This window comes from Thalassolituus marinus (genome assembly GCF_020320395.1).
GTDB lineage: Bacteria > Pseudomonadota > Gammaproteobacteria > Pseudomonadales > Oceanobacteraceae > Venatoribacter > Venatoribacter marinus.
Genome location: NZ_JAEDAH010000020.1, coordinates 94,696 through 110,600 on the forward strand (window position 1 = coordinate 94,696; position 15,905 = coordinate 110,600).

General features: G+C 53.3%; 16 protein-coding genes. 6 read left to right on the top strand and 10 right to left on the bottom strand.

The genetic code is table 11. From position 1 onward, the window contains the following. Positions 1–58: 58 nt before the first annotated feature. Positions 59–1,528 (bottom strand): RimK family protein, encoded by a 1,470-nt coding sequence (locus I9W95_RS04755; protein WP_225672390.1) that lies wholly within the window; start codon positions 1,526–1,528, stop codon positions 59–61. Positions 1,529–1,687: 159 nt separating this feature from the next. Between I9W95_RS04755 and I9W95_RS04760 the strand changes: the two genes are divergently transcribed. Further along, positions 1,688–2,779 carry a GNAT family N-acetyltransferase/peptidase C39 family protein gene (locus I9W95_RS04760; RefSeq protein ID WP_225672392.1) on the top strand — a complete coding sequence of 364 codons (1,092 nt, stop codon included), beginning with the start codon at positions 1,688–1,690 and terminating at the stop codon, positions 2,777–2,779. Positions 2,780–2,782: 3 nt separating this feature from the next. On the opposite strand, the gene I9W95_RS04765 is transcribed toward I9W95_RS04760, so the two are convergent. Beyond that, a complete protein-coding gene (locus I9W95_RS04765; RefSeq protein ID WP_225672394.1) occupies positions 2,783–3,571 on the bottom strand; it encodes a substrate-binding periplasmic protein in 789 nt (262 codons plus the stop codon). A gap of 194 nt (positions 3,572–3,765) precedes the next feature. Then, positions 3,766–3,978, bottom strand: a complete 213-nt coding sequence (locus I9W95_RS04770) for a hypothetical protein (RefSeq protein WP_225672395.1) — start codon at positions 3,976–3,978, stop codon at positions 3,766–3,768. Between the two features lie 216 nt (positions 3,979–4,194). On the opposite strand from I9W95_RS04770, the gene I9W95_RS04775 reads away from it, so the two are divergent. Continuing rightward, entirely contained in the window at positions 4,195–5,910 is a 1,716-nt protein-coding gene (locus I9W95_RS04775) for an endonuclease/exonuclease/phosphatase family protein (RefSeq protein ID WP_225672397.1), read from the top strand. On the opposite strand, the gene I9W95_RS04780 is transcribed toward I9W95_RS04775, so the two are convergent. Next, positions 5,907–7,052: a GNAT family N-acetyltransferase gene (locus I9W95_RS04780; protein WP_225672400.1), complete on the bottom strand. Its 1,146-nt coding sequence runs from the start codon at positions 7,050–7,052 to the stop codon at positions 5,907–5,909. The genes I9W95_RS04775 and I9W95_RS04780 overlap by 4 nt on opposite strands. A 79-nt stretch (positions 7,053–7,131) precedes the next feature. On the opposite strand from I9W95_RS04780, the gene I9W95_RS04785 reads away from it, so the two are divergent. Together I9W95_RS04785 and I9W95_RS04790 are read left to right on the top strand one after the other, a co-directional pair. Next, a complete protein-coding gene (locus tag I9W95_RS04785; protein ID WP_225672402.1) occupies positions 7,132–7,590 on the top strand; it encodes an HIT domain-containing protein in 459 nt (152 codons plus the stop codon). A gap of 6 nt (positions 7,591–7,596) precedes the next feature. Then, a complete protein-coding gene (locus I9W95_RS04790; RefSeq protein ID WP_225672404.1) occupies positions 7,597–8,391 on the top strand; it encodes a hydroxyacylglutathione hydrolase in 795 nt (264 codons plus the stop codon). 9 nt (positions 8,392–8,400) lie between these two features. Here I9W95_RS04790 and I9W95_RS04795 read toward each other — a convergent pair whose 3' ends face one another. The 5 genes from I9W95_RS04795 to I9W95_RS04815 form a co-directional block, all read right to left on the bottom strand. After that, positions 8,401–8,841 carry a hypothetical protein gene (locus I9W95_RS04795; RefSeq protein WP_225672406.1) on the bottom strand — a complete coding sequence of 147 codons (441 nt, stop codon included), beginning with the start codon at positions 8,839–8,841 and terminating at the stop codon, positions 8,401–8,403. Positions 8,842–8,874: 33 nt separating this feature from the next. Beyond that, a complete protein-coding gene (locus tag I9W95_RS04800) occupies positions 8,875–9,603 on the bottom strand; it encodes an SGNH/GDSL hydrolase family protein (RefSeq protein ID WP_225672408.1) in 729 nt (242 codons plus the stop codon). A gap of 70 nt (positions 9,604–9,673) precedes the next feature. Further along, the gene (locus I9W95_RS04805) at positions 9,674–10,270 is read right to left on the bottom strand and encodes a uracil-DNA glycosylase family protein (protein ID WP_225672410.1); all 597 of its coding nucleotides are present in this window, start codon (positions 10,268–10,270) and stop codon (positions 9,674–9,676) included. A 58-nt stretch (positions 10,271–10,328) separates the two neighbouring features. Then, positions 10,329–10,838: an HU family DNA-binding protein gene (locus I9W95_RS18335; RefSeq protein WP_263866096.1), complete on the bottom strand. Its 510-nt coding sequence runs from the start codon at positions 10,836–10,838 to the stop codon at positions 10,329–10,331. 176 nt (positions 10,839–11,014) lie between these two features. Further along, a complete protein-coding gene (locus I9W95_RS04815) occupies positions 11,015–11,833 on the bottom strand; it encodes an SDR family NAD(P)-dependent oxidoreductase (RefSeq protein WP_225672412.1) in 819 nt (272 codons plus the stop codon). A 229-nt stretch (positions 11,834–12,062) separates the two neighbouring features. Here I9W95_RS04815 and aspS point away from each other — a divergent pair, with 229 nt between their 5' ends. Both aspS and I9W95_RS04825 read left to right on the top strand, forming a co-directional pair. After that, positions 12,063–13,835 (top strand): aspartate--tRNA ligase, encoded by a 1,773-nt coding sequence (gene aspS, locus I9W95_RS04820; RefSeq protein WP_225672414.1) that lies wholly within the window; start codon positions 12,063–12,065, stop codon positions 13,833–13,835. A gap of 68 nt (positions 13,836–13,903) precedes the next feature. Beyond that, positions 13,904–14,245 carry a hypothetical protein gene (locus tag I9W95_RS04825; RefSeq protein WP_225672416.1) on the top strand — a complete coding sequence of 114 codons (342 nt, stop codon included), beginning with the start codon at positions 13,904–13,906 and terminating at the stop codon, positions 14,243–14,245. Positions 14,246–14,433: 188 nt separating this feature from the next. Here the strand turns inward: I9W95_RS04825 and I9W95_RS04830 are convergent, their stop codons facing one another. Next, positions 14,434–15,342: an acyltransferase gene (locus tag I9W95_RS04830; protein WP_225672418.1), complete on the bottom strand. Its 909-nt coding sequence runs from the start codon at positions 15,340–15,342 to the stop codon at positions 14,434–14,436. Between the last annotated feature and the right edge of the window lie 563 nt (positions 15,343–15,905).

Here is a 15,905-nt window from a genome sequence, read left to right on the forward strand (position 1 = left end):
AATTCAGCTTAGCAGCTGTCTGAGATCTTACCTGTCGCCCCGGGCAACTTTGTTTGCTTCAGCGACGACCGTTCAGTTCCTCAAGCTTACCGAGCATGATGCCCATGATCTGCTGGTACAGCATGCTGCCGCTGTGCAGGTCTTCAACGCCCATGTCGATGCTGGGGTTATCGTTGACTTCAATAACCACCACCCGATCGCCATTAGCCTTCAGGTCTACACCGTAAAATCCATTACCCATGCATTTTGCCGCCTTGAGGGCGGTTTTAATCACCTTGCGCGGCACTTTGTCGACGGACATGGCATCGGCGTTGCCCGACTTATGGGAGCGTGCAGAGTGGTTATAGATCTGCCAGTGACTCTTGGCCATAAAGTAGCGGCAGGCGTAGAGCACCTGGTTATCCATGATACCGATGCGCCAGTCGTAGTCGGTCGGCATAAATTCCTGCAGCAGCAAAATGGCTGAGCGCTGTGACAGGCGCTCGATGCATTCCAATAGCTGATCGCGGTCTTTGGCTTTTTCGACACCTATCGAGAACGAGCCATCAGGCACCTTAACAATGATCGGCAGGCCAAGGTCGGCGATCAGTTCATCGACATCAAAGGGCTGGCTACCCATGATCAGTCTGGTACGCGGAGTATCTACCTCATAGCGCTGCAGGCGCTCGTGCAGATACACCTTGTTCGAGCAGCGCATAATATCGGTCGGACTATCAATGACCAGTAACCCCTGATTTTCCGCACTCTGGGCAATGGCGTAGGTGTGGTGATCCACGCTGGTGGTTTCACGGATAAACAGCGCGTCGTATTCACCAACACGTGACGCATCGCGCCAGGTAATGAAATCAACGTTCAGGCCAATATCCTTGCCGGCTTTTTCGAAGGCTTTCAGTGCCCCTTTATTGGAAGGCGGCAGGGCTTCTTCCGGGTTTACCAGAATAGCGACATCGTATTTAAAGCGTTTGCTGCGACGGGTACGCCAGATTTTATGGCTGAAGGCATCCAGCGCTTCAGCAAAACGGCTCTGGGATTGTTCATCCATATCGTCGAGCGACAGGCAGCGGATACCGGTCAGCGTCCAGACTCCGGCCTGATGGCGGGTGAGGGTGACATCAGTAACCGGGAACGCATAGGTATCGAACAGTCGACGTGCGACGCCAGCCAGTTCGGTCTGCTCCGCCTGGCCAAAATAAATACGCAGCGTGGTGCTTTCGCCAATAGCGACGGATTTACGCAGTGCCGAGTCCAGTTGCTTACCGGAACGCAATGGCAGTGCCTGACCGGCTTCAAAGCTGTTCAGTTCACGAATAGCGCGTACCGATGGAAACACCTGGCCGCCGCGGGCTTCCGCCAGCAGGGAGCCGTAGTAGCCGGTACTCAGGTAACTGTAATCGCGACACAGGTTAATAACGTAGCCCTTGGTTTCGGCGTAGTCGTTCAGGTATTCCTCAATGGCAATCACCTGATTGGTAGGGTAATAAGGACCCCAGTCGGATAACTGGTCGACGAGTACGAGCAATGGTTTCATGAGCAGGACGCCACAAAGGAGGAGGGAGAAGTGCTGAATATAGACCGCATTTTCACAGCACAAAAGAGCCTCTGAAAAATATTTTTCGCCCCCTCTTTTTTTTCCTCAGAAGGAGTTCTAATCTCAGCCATCTTCTCTGTTTTTCTGCAGGTTTCTGCCATGAATCCCCGCTTAGCCGATGTATCCGATGTGCCCATGCTGGTAGCGCTGGAACAGAATGCCTTTCAGGGCGATACGCTGTCGGCGCGTCGTTTTCGCCACTTTATTCGTGGTGAACATTCTGAGCTGTGGTGCGTGCCGGGGGAACAGGGGTTACTGGCTTATGCGCTGGTGTTGTTTCATCGTGGCACATCGCTGGCGCGTCTGTATTCGGTAGCGGTTTCTCCGCAAGCGCAGGGTGCCGGACTGGGTGCAAAATTACTGGCCTGGGTCGAGCAGCGGGCGATTGAACGCGACGTGTTATTCATGCGCCTTGAAGTGCGCGAAGATAATCTGCCTGCGGCCAGACTTTATCAGCGCAGCGGCTATCGCCGAATTCGCCATTTGCAGGCCTATTATGATGATGGCAGTGATGGCTGGCGTATGGAAAAGCGTTTGTGTCCGGCGCTGGAGTTACCCAAATCGCTGCCATTCTATGCCCAGACAACGCCGTTTACCTGTGGTCCTGCAGCGCTGCTGATGGCGATGCGCAGTGCGCGTCCATCGCTGCCGATGGATCGTCTGGCGGAACTGAATCTGTGGCGTGAGGCGACCACCATTTATCTGACCACGGGTCATGGCGGTACATCACCGCAGGGATTGGCACTGGCCGCCCGTGCACGGGAATTTGATGTCAGCCTGTGGTTGTCGGACAGTAAGCCAGCCTTTATTGATGGCGTTCGTAGTCAGCACAAGCGCGATGTTATTCAGCTGGTGGGCGACGATTTTCAGCAGCGCTGTGATCAGCAGGGCATTGCCACGGATGTCGGCAGTAAAACGCTGGCCGATTATCGCCAGGCACTGGATGCAGGCTGGCGCATTCTGTTGCTGATCAGTACTTACCGTCTTAACCGTAACAAAGCTCCGCACTGGGTATGGCTGGTGGCGATGGACGAACGCTATGCCTACATCAATGATCCGGATGTTGATCCGCAACTGGATCAGGTGGCGACCGACAACCTGTATGTGCCGGTCAGTCTGGAAAATCTGGGCTATATGGTGCAGTACGGCGCGCAACGCTATGGTGCGGCCGTTTTGTTGCGAGACCGTTAACCGTTAGTTGCTATCGGCCTGCAGATTGTCGATAACCGATTGTGGGATTTCAGCTTCGTACTTTTCATACAGCTGCTGCAACTGCTTGCTGTGGTAGAGCTCACGCATGCGTTTGTTGTAAATGCTGATGTAGATGGCGGATAACGGTGAATCGAGAAAACCCACATAGACATCCGTTCCGTCCGGCATTTCGTTGAAGGTATACAGCCCCATGTCTTCGCTTTTCGCAGCAGCGGCGGCGGCAATTTCATCCCATTCATCGATCATGTAGTCGATGCGTCCATCGGCCAGTAATTCCAGGCCGGCAGCCGTGGTGCGGTATTCGACCAGTTCAAAGTCGCGCTGTTCATCGGGCAGTACGTCATAGCCTTTGATCCAGCCGACTTTTTTCCCTGACAGGCTGCTCAGTCCTTGCCATGGCAACCCACGCTCGCTGCGAGTAAGTACCGACAGGTACTCCACATCGATGGCGAACTGCGGAAAAATCAGCGGCTCTTCACTGTCGAGGTACTCGCCAACAATGGCGCTGTAGACCTGATAGCGGGTAACCATTTTCATTGCCCGATTCCACGGCACAATGGCGTAGCGCAGACGAATGCCTTCAGGTTCATAAATCGCTTTCAGCAGTTCCCAGTAAAGGCCGCTGCCATCACGATTGGTGAATCCTTCCCATTCCGGGGCAACGATACTGATGGACTTAATGTGTTTCTGGTCGTAGAGGCCAGTACTGGTGTTTTCTGCCTGTACAGAAAAACAAAGAAAGAGAGCGATCAGCGTCAGAAGTCTGTGCATTACTCAGAATGTCCGAAGTGGCGTGAATTGTCCTTTTATAATATCAGCACCGGATATGAGGGAAATGCGCTTTATCGCCTGGGTTACAAATTAAAACGAAGGAAGCCTCTATGCGTCTCAGACGCATTCTTATCGGGCAGGAAGGCAGGAACCCGAAACTGCCAGCAAAAGGTGCCCGGCTGACCGGCACCGCATTAACTGGCGCTATGAATATAGGGCTCTTCTCTGGAAGGGTCGCACAGGTCATCCAGCTCCGGAGTACGTTCGGCGCGCAGGGCAACCCAGCCGGAAACGTCTTCACGCCATTCTTCCATCGGGCGCAGAGCCGGAGCAGCCAGCATTTTTGCCTCGGTTCCGCGCGATGCAAATACCAGCACGTCTTCTACTTTGTAAGCCTGTAATGCCATGACTTGTCCTGCCTGAAATACCAGCGGGCTTTATAGCAGAAAGGACGTTTCGGGTCATGGGCTGCAAATGCTTGCGCAAAGCGCTCAGGTGTCCGCATAAGTCGCTTCTCTGGCTTGGATGGTCCCTCAAAGTACTTGCCGGCTCAGGTAATCTTCTGAGTTGCTGGCAGCTACCGACGCTGAACAGCCGACAATAACAATAACTGGATTCTTACTATGTCTCTGACCTTCTCTTTCCGCACCTTGTTGCTGGGTGGGGTAGCGGGTGCTTTGTGTGCATCTCAGGCTGCCGCCATGTCTGCAGCACCGCAAAGCCTGTCTACTGAATTGATTTTTACCAACAGCACTGACCAGACTTTGCAGGTCAGTGTGGAAGGGGAAGCGACCTTACTGGTCAACGAAGTGCCGCCCCTCGCCACCCGGGTACTGACTCGCCTGCAACGCACTCAGGGCTCAGAAGGTGAGGTGATGGTGCATCTGTCGTCTGCGGCAGACAGCCTGACGCTCGCGCAGTCACTGGATGGTCTGGCACTGAGCTATTCGGCTCGCGGCAGCGACTGGCAGACCGGCGCCTTCTCTGATGCGGAAATTCACCAGCAGCAGGTGAGCTTCGACTCGCTGCCCGCCCATATTGCAGTGCGCGCTGACGATACCGATGAAGGCGGCAACATCCGCTATGTGTTGCAGCATGTACCGCAGCGTCAGGTCTCTGCCGAAGCCGGTGAGCTGGCTGTTCTCGGTTATAACATCTGGGCCACCACCATTTATGGCTCAAAGAAAGTTGATACCCGATTGCAGTTAATGCCAGCGATGATGGCAGGTTATGACGTACTGGTGCTGACAGAGGTCTTTGATGCAGCGCCATCCGATAAATTGCTGCAGGCATTGCGTGCCGAATATCCGTATCAGACCGGTGATATTTTCAAGGCTGGCAAATTGATGCCGTCAGGTACCCGTATCCTGTCGCGCTGGCCGATTGAGCGTGAAGATTCCTACGCCTACGATGCCTGTGATGGCATTCAGTGTGCCGCTACCCGTGGTGTGATTTACGCCCGCATCAATAAAGCCGGCAAGGCATATAACCTGTTTGCTACCCATACGCAGTCGTCTGATGACGATGCCAACCGTAATGCGCGTCTGGCACAACTGGCGGAAATGGGGCAGTACATTCAGAGCCTGAATATTCCGGCTGATGAGCCGGTGCTGATGGCCGGTGATTACAACGTGAATAAGATCGGTCTGCCGCAGGATCGTGATCAGATGGAAAGCCTGCTACAGGCGCAGGAACCTGAGAACCTCGGCCATAATCTGAGCTACGATTCGGCCAGCAATCACTGGGCCGAAGCGCCGTATCTGGAATACCTGGATTACACGCTGTTCAGTCGCGTACATCAGCAGCCTTTAGCGGCAACGCAGCGCATCTTTGCGCCGCGCGATATTTCCGCGGCGATGTGGGGGGAATGGGATCTGTCGGATCATTACGCCGCCGAAGGAATCTTCCGCTTTGACGCCAGTGACGCCGCCAGCAACGACTTCCCATACGCCGGGCAGGTCGTGCATCTGCGTACAGCTAATGGTCATTTTGTACGCGCCATGAGCGGTGGTGGCAGCTTCATTTCTGCGGGTTCATCCCAGCCTGGCACATGGGAAAGCTTTATTCCGGTAAACCTCGGCGACAATAAAATTGCTCTGCGGGCACGAGATGGCAGTTATATCGGACTGGATTCCTATCTGCTGGGTACGCTGACCTGTGGTCATGCTCAGAGCAGTGCCGCTGCTGCGTTTACCGTGACCGATCTGGGTAACGATCGTGTGGCGTTGCGCGCGGACAACGGTCGTTATATGCGTGCGGATTTTGGCGGTGGTGCGGGACTCAGTGCGGCGTCGTCAGCGCTGGGCGATAACCAGACATTCACACTGCTGCACCCTTAATCGTCATCCTGCTGGCGGAACGGCAGCAGGCTTCTGGCCTGCTGCTGGTAGCTCAGCACTTGCTGACGTTCTTCATCGGTAAAATCTGCAACGGCCTGAGCAAAACCCGGGTGCTGCAGATAGTGATAACTGCGCGTGATAACGGGTTCAAAACCACGGCTGATTTTATGCTCACCCTGAGTGCCGGGATCAAAACGCTGCAGATTATTTTCAATGCAGAATTCAATGCCCTGGTAATAGCAGGCTTCAAAATGCAGGCCGTCGATATCGTCCAGCGCTCCCCAGTAGCGGCCGTATAACGTCTGCTCATCATAAAAATACAAGGCGCTCGCCACCGGTGTTTCATCAATGCAAGCGATGACCAGCATCATTTGCCCGGACATCGTCGTTCGCAATTGCTCGAAAAACGCCTGATTCAGATACGGCCATGAGCGCCGGCGCTGATAGGTGTCCTGATAACAGCGATAAAAAAAGGCGATATCGGCAGCGGAAATATCAGTGCCACTTTTGCGTTGCAGCGTCACACCTTGCTGCACAATCCGCAGCCGCTCTTTATTTACGCTCTTGCGTTTACGACTGGTGAAATACTGCAGATAGTCAGCGAAACTCTGGTAGTCGCGGTTATGCCAGTGAAACTGACAACTGATGCGTTCACTGACCTGCGCATGTGGCGCCAGCGGCGTTGCCGGGAAGGTGAGATGCCAGCTACTGAGGTTAAGACGTTCACAGATCCCGTTCAGCAGGGGAATAAGCGTCTTTTCATCGGGTAAAATGCCAAGGTGACGTGGACCGGACGCCGGGGTAAAAGGCACAGCCCACTGCAGTTTCGGATAGTAGTTCAGGCCGTAACGCTGGTATGCCTCGGCCCAGCTCCAGTCAAACACATATTCACCGTAGCTGTGCTGTTTCACATAGCAGGGTAACAGCCACTGAGGAGCGTCTGAGTTGTCGGTCAGGTACAGGACCTGCCAGCCGCTGGGGTGATCGGCCTGCAGGCCGATGCAGCCGCAGTCTTCCAGCGCAGCGAGAAAGGCGAAATCAAGAAACGGGTAGCGCTGAGGGTTGCTGTCAGCGCTCAGCCTTTGCCAGGCGTCCTCGCCAATGTCGTGAATACTGTGAACGATGTTTACCCTGGTAATCATGGCGGTTCCGTTGTCCGTGCTGGTGTCCCTGAACGCGTGGGCCTATTATGACTTTGTATTACAACTGCCGGAGAGCATTATGTTCCGTCTTGATGAACGTCTTCAATCTGACACTATCCTGATTGGCCGTCTGCCGCTGTGTCAGGTGCTGCTGATGAACGACAGCCGCTACCCCTGGGTTATTCTCGTACCTGCCCGCAATGACGTGTTTGAAGTGTATCACCTGTCCCACGACGACCAGATGCAACTGGCAAAAGAGTCGTCCTGGGTACTGGAGAAAATGGCGGACCACTTTTCTGCAAAATCCATGAATGTTGCGGCGTTGGGCAATGTCGTTGCTCAGCTGCACGTTCATCATATTGCACGTTACACCGATGACCCTGCCTGGCCGGGCCCGGTTTGGGGACACAGCCCGGCGGTAGCCTATGACTCTGATACGCTGGAAAAGCGTGTGCACGACCTGAAAAGCCTGTTTTCCAGTCATTTTGTCGATGACCTGACAGGCGAGGACGATGTCGAAAACTACGTTTACTGGTGAGGCGCTATGCAGGTCATCCGACGCTTTATGAACAACCCTCTGCGTAATTTTAATTACCTGATCGGTTGCGAAGAAACCCGCCAGGCTATCGCACTGGACCCGCTGGATGGCGAGCAGATGCTGCAGCTGGCGGCAGAATACGGCTATGACATTAAGCTGATTGTGAACACCCACGAACACCACGACCACATTGAAGGGAATCCGGTGGTTAAGGCGGCAACCGGCGCTCCTGTGTGGGCGCATCAAAGCGCCATGGGCAAAATCCCGCAACAGGCTCGTGGCCTGGTCGCGGGTGACTGGGTGGAGCTGGGAACAATACGTCTGCAGGTGTTATACACACCGGGTCACACCCCGGGGCATCTTTGTTTGCTGGCGCCTGCATCCCAGTATGATCCGGTTCCCATCCTGTTTTCCGGCGATACGCTGTTTAATGCCGCCGCCGGAAACTGCCGTAATGGCGGAAATGTGGATGAGATGTACGACACCTTTGTTTCGCAGTTGATGCCACTACCCGATGAAACGATTTTGTATCCCGGCCACGATTATATGAAAACCAATCTGGCCTTTGCCCTTAATCGTGAGCCGGCCAATCGCATGGCTGAATACTGGACCGATCAGGTTCAGGCACTGGAACCTGATGACATGCCGGTTATGACACTCGGTCAGGAGCGTCAGTACAACCCGTTTTTACGCCTGCATGAAGTGCGGATTCGTGAGCAGTTATTGCAGGATTTTCCGCAACTGGGACAAGCCGACCGGGATGTATTCCGGGCGCTGCGCCAGTTGCGCGACCAGTGGTAATGCAACGATTTATTCGCGCACAGTCAGTCGATAGCTGCGATGGCAGGCATTGCAATAATTGAGCAGCATATGGCTGTTTTTCAGCGCTTCAGCGGAAGAGTCTGATGCAGCCAGTGTTTGCCATTGCTGATCCATGCTCTGAGCCATTGTGCGAAACCCCTGCGGAAACGAGCGGCCAATCCCTTTGGGCTTGGTCTCTGCCTGAAAGGCATTCAGGGCACTTACCCGTGCGGCAATTGCCCCGGGTTTTTCGGCAGCCAGATCACCCTGAATCAGGGTGACCGTTTCCAGCATCTGACGCATGTATTCCCGTACCCACTGCTGTTCATCAGCCTTAAGTGCAAAAACCTCACGGTTATCTGCCAGTGCCGGATATGCAACACAGGCAAGGGCAATAACACTGGTGGATAGCCACAGTTTCAGTGGACGAAAAGTGCGAAAATACTTCATCACGTTATCCTCTTGCGGATTGATAATTTCTTTTTACTCTGCTTTTCCGCCACTGAAAATGTGGTCAATTGTCGCAGCAATATCCTGCCCCCACAGGTCATAGCCAGCGGCATTGGGGTGGTAACCGTCGCGCGCCATTTTATCGCTGGTAATTTTCATCGGTGTGCTGATGTGGTGCCAGCCGTTCTGGCGACAGGTTGCAGCCAGAACCTGATTAAGCTGCCAGGCACGCAGACCGAGAAAGAAATTCAGAGGTTTTGGCAGAGCAGGAAATTGCTGCATGGCCGGCACCCGGGTGCAGGCGACCAGCGCCGGCTTTGGCAGTTTGCTGACCAGCTGTTGCAGGTGTTGCTGCCAGTCTGACAAGGTCGTAAAGCGTGTGGTGTCGTTGACGCCGAAGGTTAGCAACACACATACAGGTTTTTCGTCGCTGATGCGGGGCAGCAGATCAACGCTGCTAAGAATATCGCCTACGGTATAGCCATTGCGGCCGACACTGTGCCAGCCTGAACAGTTACGTGAATGGCGCTGTATCGCAGCGGTCAGACCCTGCTGAATATCGTCAACGCCGATACCGGCCACTGTGCTTTCGCCGATATGTATCAGTGTGAACTCGCCTTTATCTGACGCTCCCGCTGCAATACCTGAGGGTTCCGGTAAGCGCACCGTATCGCGTTTTACCCGTTTGCCCTGAGCAATAATCAGAGGCAACAGCGGCACGAGTGGCAGATACAGCAGGGCGGAAAGGCGCGCTTTAAACATAGAGGATACTGATCAGCGAGAGTGAAGTCGCTTCACTATACGGCCAGCGAATGGCGCTGGCAAAATCACGCTAAGTGTTGAGGGCAAGTTCAATGCGCTGGCGTAGTTGAGGAACAACATCCAGTTCAAACCAGGGATTCTTTTTCAACCAGAGCTGGTTGCGTGGTGAAGGGTGAGGCAACGCAAAGCTGCCGCTGGGGAAGTGTTGCCATTGGCGAACACGCTCGGTCAGGCTGCTATACGCATCGTTGAGATAATACTTCTGAGCATACTGACCGATGAGTAACGTCAGCTGTATCTCGGGCAAACATTGCAGCAGTTGCTGATGCCAGGCTGCCGCGCACTCGGGGCGTGGTGGCAGATCACCGCTTTTGCCTTTACCCGGATAGCAGAAGCCCATCGGCATAATGGCGATGCGGGAGGCATCATAAAAGGTCTGGTCACTGACGTTCATCCACTGGCGTAAGCGTTTACCACTGGCGTCGTCCCAGGGGACGCCGGAGGCATGCACTCTGGTGCCGGGGGCCTGTCCGATAATCAGAATCCGAGCGCTGCTGGCTGCCTGTACAACCGGTCGCGGACCGAGAGGCAGGTGATCTTCGCACAGGGTGCAGTTTCTGATCTGGTTAAGCAGGGGAATCAGCTGTTTCATGGTGTCAGCAGGCATAAAAAAGCGGCCGGTTCCTGACGGAACAGACCGCTTACATGGCCACAGAAAGGCTGGCTTATACAGCCATGTCTTTCAGTTTTTTCAGTGGCAGAATCTTAACCTTGGTTGATGCAGGCTTAGCCGCAACATCCATGGTTTCACCCGGACGGAATGGGTTTGGTACATTCTTACGGGCTTTCTGAGCAGGCTTTTTGATGGTCTTGATTTTCAGCAGACCTGGCAGAGTGAATTCACCAACGGCACGTTTTTTCAGGTGACGTTCGATAACAATGTTCAGCTCATCCAGTACTGCAGTCACATCTTTGCGGCTCAGGCCGGTGTTTTCTGCAATTTCGTTCAGGATCTGAGTCTTGGTGTATTTCTCAGACAGTGCGGTCACTTTACGCGCAGGTGCTGCAGCGGCAGCTTTAGCGGCCGGAGCCTTACGTGCAGGCGCTTTTGCTTTAGCAGGCGCTTTAGCCGGTGCTTTAGCTTTTGCTGGTGCCTTGGCTTTAGCAGCGGCTTTCGCTGGTGCTTTTGCTTTAGCAGGGGCTTTTGCTTTTGCTGGTGCTTTTCTTGCAGCCATAGTCAGATCCTTTTTAGAGTTTTGTTCCGGAGTCGGGCAGCTTTGAAACCGGCCTTTCTTCAGGCTTTTGCGTATCAGAGCGCCATTCGATTCTTAAGCAAAAAAACAGGGGTGGCAAGGGTTTTACCCCTGTTTTTCAGGCATTTTTGACTAAAAAGATGACTCAGGCTGCGTTTTCAGCCCAGTTTTTTCAGAACCCAGCCAAAAACGTCGCTGTAGCGTACTGGCATCAGCCGCTGCAGACGGTCCATCAGGCGCGCATCTCCACCGATCAGAATGCGGCGCTGACGTCGCTCCAGACCGCGAATAATTGTCTCTGCAGCCTGTGCCGGAGTGGTTCGCGCCATTTTCTCAAAGTCTTTTGCCTGCTCATCCAGAGACTTATCTCCGGTCATTGAGGTTTTCATGCGGCCATTACGTACGATGTTGGTCTTAATACCACCCGGGTGCACGGTGGTAACGAATACAGAGCTGTTTTTCAGCTCCTGGCGCAGGCACTCTGTGAAGCCGCGTACGGCAAACTTGGTTGCGTTGTAGGCTCCCTGAGTCGGCAGAGCGATGATGCCGAAGATGCTGGAGACATTGACGATGGCGGCTTCAGGGCGTTGCAGCAGGTGAGGCAGAAACTCCTTGGTACCCTGCACAACACCCCAGAAGTTGATGTTCACAATCCACTCCATATCGTCGTAAGACATGTTGCTGATGGTTTCGGACAGCGCGACACCGGCATTGTTGATGACAACATCGACCTGACCATGATCATCGACCACTTTCTTTGCGTAGGCGCTGAAGGCTGCACGATCCGCTACATTCAGCACGTCGAGGGTTACCTGGCCCTGACCGCTGAGCAGTGAACGGGTTTCTTCAAGTCCCTGCATATTGATATCGGACAGTGCCAGATGCGCGCCGCGCTGGTGAAAGGCCTGAGCGAGTGCGCGCCCAATGCCGGAAGCGGCGCCAGTGATAACGATGACTTTGTTCTGAAAAGAGTGCATAGGAGTTCCCTGCGGGCGGATTGTTATGGTTATGGCGCCAGACTAACGCTTTGCCGCCGTTGCTCAAGGTGAATATGTGACGATTTAGGTGCCTGGCGACGCTCTGCGGAACTATCGGAGGGGGGTAGAAATCCGTTATACTGCCCGCCTTTTATTTTATGGTCAGCCGCTCGCCCGTGATTTGGGCGCGGCTACGCTAAATTTGACGAATCGGAAGCAGGACCAAGCGATGCGCACGCACTATTGTGGTGATATCAACGAAACCTTGATCGACCAAACCGTAACCTTCTGTGGCTGGGTGCACCGTCGCCGTGACCACGGTGGTGTAATCTTCCTGGACGTACGTGACCGCGAAGGTCTGGTACAGGTGGTTTTTGACCCGGATACCGTTGAAGCGTTCAACACCGCAGACAGCGTTCGCTCTGAGTTTGTTGTACAGATTTCCGGTCGTGTTCGTGGTCGTCCTGAGGGCACCACCAACGCCAACATGAAGACTGGCATGATCGAAGTGCTGGGCAAGGAAATCAGCATCCTGAACAAGGCTGCTACTCCTCCGTTCCCGCTGGATGGCTACACCGATGTTGGTGAAGATATCCGTCTGAAGTTCCGCTACATGGATATGCGTCGTCCTGAAATGCAGGACAAGCTGCGCTTCCGTTCGAAAGTAACTTCTGTTGTGCGTCGCTACCTGGAAGAGAATGGCTTCCTCGATATCGAAACCCCGATTCTGACTCGTGCTACGCCGGAAGGTGCTCGAGACTACCTGGTACCAAGCCGTACTCACGAAGGTTCTTTCTTCGCTCTGCCGCAGTCTCCACAGCTGTTCAAACAGCTGCTGATGGTGTCCGGTTTCGACCGTTACTACCAGATTGCCAAGTGTTTCCGTGACGAAGATCTGCGTGCTGACCGTCAGCCGGAATTCACCCAGATTGATATCGAAGCCTCCTTCATCAATGAAGAAGACATCATGGGTCTGGCTCAGGGCATGATCAAAGAGATCTTTGCCAAAGAACTGAACGTTGATCTGGGCGATTTCCCACGTATGCCGTTCGCAGAAGCGATGAGCAAATACGGTTCCGATAAGCCGGATATGCGTATCCCGATGGAAATCGTTGACGTTGAAGAGTTCCTGCAGGATATCGACTTCAAAGTATTTGCTGCCCCGGCAAAAGATCCTAAGTGCCGCGTTGCTGCACTGAAAGTACCGGGTGGCGCAGAACTGTCCCGTAAGCAGATTGATGACTACACCAAGTTCGTCAGCATCTACGGTGCTAAAGGTCTTGCCTGGATCAAGGTGAATGAAATCGAGAAGGGTGTAGAAGGTCTGCAGTCTCCGATTATCAAGTTCATCGGTGATGACAACACCATGAAGATCATGGAAAAACTGCAAGCGAAGAACGGTGACATCATCTTCTTCGGCGCTGATAAAACCAAGATCGTTTGTGATGCTCTGGGTGCGCTGCGTTGTAAAGTGGCTGAGGACCTCAACCTGTATACGTCCGAGTGGGCTGCACTGTGGGTTGTTGATTTCCCGATGTTCGAAGAAAACGACGATGGTTCTCTGACTGCACTGCACCATCCGTTCACTTCGCCAAGCTGTACTCCGGAAGAAATGGCTGCCAACCCAACGGCTGCTCTGTCCCGTGCTTACGATATGGTACTGAACGGTTGCGAGTTGGGTGGTGGTTCTATCCGTATCCACGATCAGGATATGCAGGCGAAAGTATTCGACGTACTGGGTATCAGCGAAGAAGAACAGCGTGAGAAGTTCGGCTTCCTGCTCGACGCTCTGAAGTTCGGTGCGCCACCACACGGTGGTCTGGCATTCGGTCTGGATCGTCTGATCATGCTGCTGACCGGTGCGAACAGTATTCGTGAAGTGATCGCCTTCCCGAAAACTCAGTCTGCTGCCTGTGTTATGACTCAGGCGCCGGGCGAGGTGAGCACCGCGCAGCTGCGTGAGCTGAACATCAAACTGCGTGAAAAACCGAAAGCAGAATAATCTCTGACGGTTTAAATCGTAAAAAACGGGAGCTCAGCTCCCGTTTTTTTATGCTGCAAGGAATTCATATGAACAGGAAAATAAGTGCAAACCCGGCGTTGCTGTCGTTATCCGAAATTGCCAGTGATGCACACCTGCGTATTCAGCAGGATTTCGCCGATATTAATCCGGTGATCGGGGTTATGCAGGGGATGCGCCGCATGGGGATTCCCGCCGATGTGATGAGTATTGATTGCTTACAGACGCGCAAACGCATTCTGATTGTGCTGCATGATGAACATCCTGGACTGATTCAGTATCAATACACATTGATGGATCAGGACCCGGGCGATGACTATCAGGCTGTCAGCAGCACTGATTTCAGCGCAGATGTGTTGTATCGCTGGATCAGCGAATACTTTAAGGCGTGAAGTCTAAGACGCTGCCCTTAGCTGCGTAATTCAGCATTAAAGGGCGGTGATACGGTGCCGGTTTTTCACTTCCCGGCAACGTAATTTGCCACGCGACTCAGCCAGAGCTGTAAAATAAGAAACCATGCTGGCCAGTTTATGGCTGCCAGCATGGTAAGTTGAATGGCAATGTCGTGCGCGGATGCCGCTCAGCTTGCGCTTTTCTCCAGAGAATCGAGCAGCTTGTCTTTTTGTTCCCACAGTTCGCTGACCCATTGCTGGATTTCCAGGCGTAAGGACTCATCTTTCTGATAGTCGCCCTGGCTGAAATGCGGTGGAATCGGACACTCTTCAATGCGTACAACGCAGCGCTTGAAAGAACCGCACATCATGCCCCAGAAGGTTGGAATACCATCCGGGTAATGAATGGTCACGTTGGTCAGCGCGGTAAATTTGTCACCGAGGGCCTGAATGGCGAAGGCCAGACCACCGGCTTTGGGTTTCAGCAAATGCTTGTATGGCGATTGCTGGCCGAGATGCTTGCTGCCGGTGTAGCGGGTACCTTCCAGAAAGTTCATAACGCTGGTTGGCATGCGCGAAAATTTTTCACAGGCTTTCTGTGTTTCTTCCAGATCTTTGCCGGCTTTCTCCGGATGTTTGGCCAGATATTCTTTTGAATAACGGCGCATAAACGGAAAATCCAGTGCCCACCATGCCTGACCTACAATCGGCACGTAAGCGAGTTCCTGTTTAATGAAAAACTTCAGCAGTGGTACTTTGCCGAGGTAAGTGTTGTACAGAACAAAAATGTCGACCCAGCTCTGGTGGTTAGCAGTAATCAGGAACCACTGTTTCTTACCAATGCGGTCCAGCCCCTGAATGTCCCACTGCACTTTGTAAACGTTGTTCATCCACCACAGGATGCTGTTCACCCAGAGAGACGCAATACCAGTGATCACTGGGTTGGCGAATATCGCGGCCAGTCGTGCCGGCAGGATGATACGAAGCAGGATAAAGGAGTAAAGGAACACACCAAGAAAAAGCGTGTTCATCAGCAAAGCAACGGAACTGATGACACCCATCAGCAGGGAGCGTTTTTCGTCAGCAGGGTGTGGCACTCATTCAATCCTGTATTGGTCGTAGTGCCCGAATGTTATTGAATGGGTATGGCCCGTTCAACCTGCTGACGTCGTTTATTGTTGATTTTAATTCAAAAATGTATTGCCAGAATCTGCCTCTGAAGGTTTCGCCTCTGCGTTCTGATGCGTAACCGCGCCTTTAACATTGTTGAAGTCATCGAACATCAGCAGGGTGTTTTTCAGTTGTTCGCAAGCCCGTGGTGGACCTTCAGCAGTTCGACCAGAGCAACTATATGATCAGCGTTCAATGGCTGGCGGAATATTCAGTTCAGTACGTTGAGCGACGTGTGCGCGATAAGCTTCTAACGCTGATGTATCCCTATCGTTACCAGAAACACTTTTCACGGCCCGTTCATCTTCGTGGCGAGGGACAGCTCTTTGTTTTTGGTTCTAACAGTATTGCCGGGTTTAATGTCCCAGAGGCAAGCGTCGATAATATGAAGAGACGAACGTCGATAGTGTGCAGTGCAACAGGCGACAGCAACGGGCTGTTCCATGAAAAAAGGGGGGGGCAGGGGCATACAAAAAGCCGGCTCCTCTTG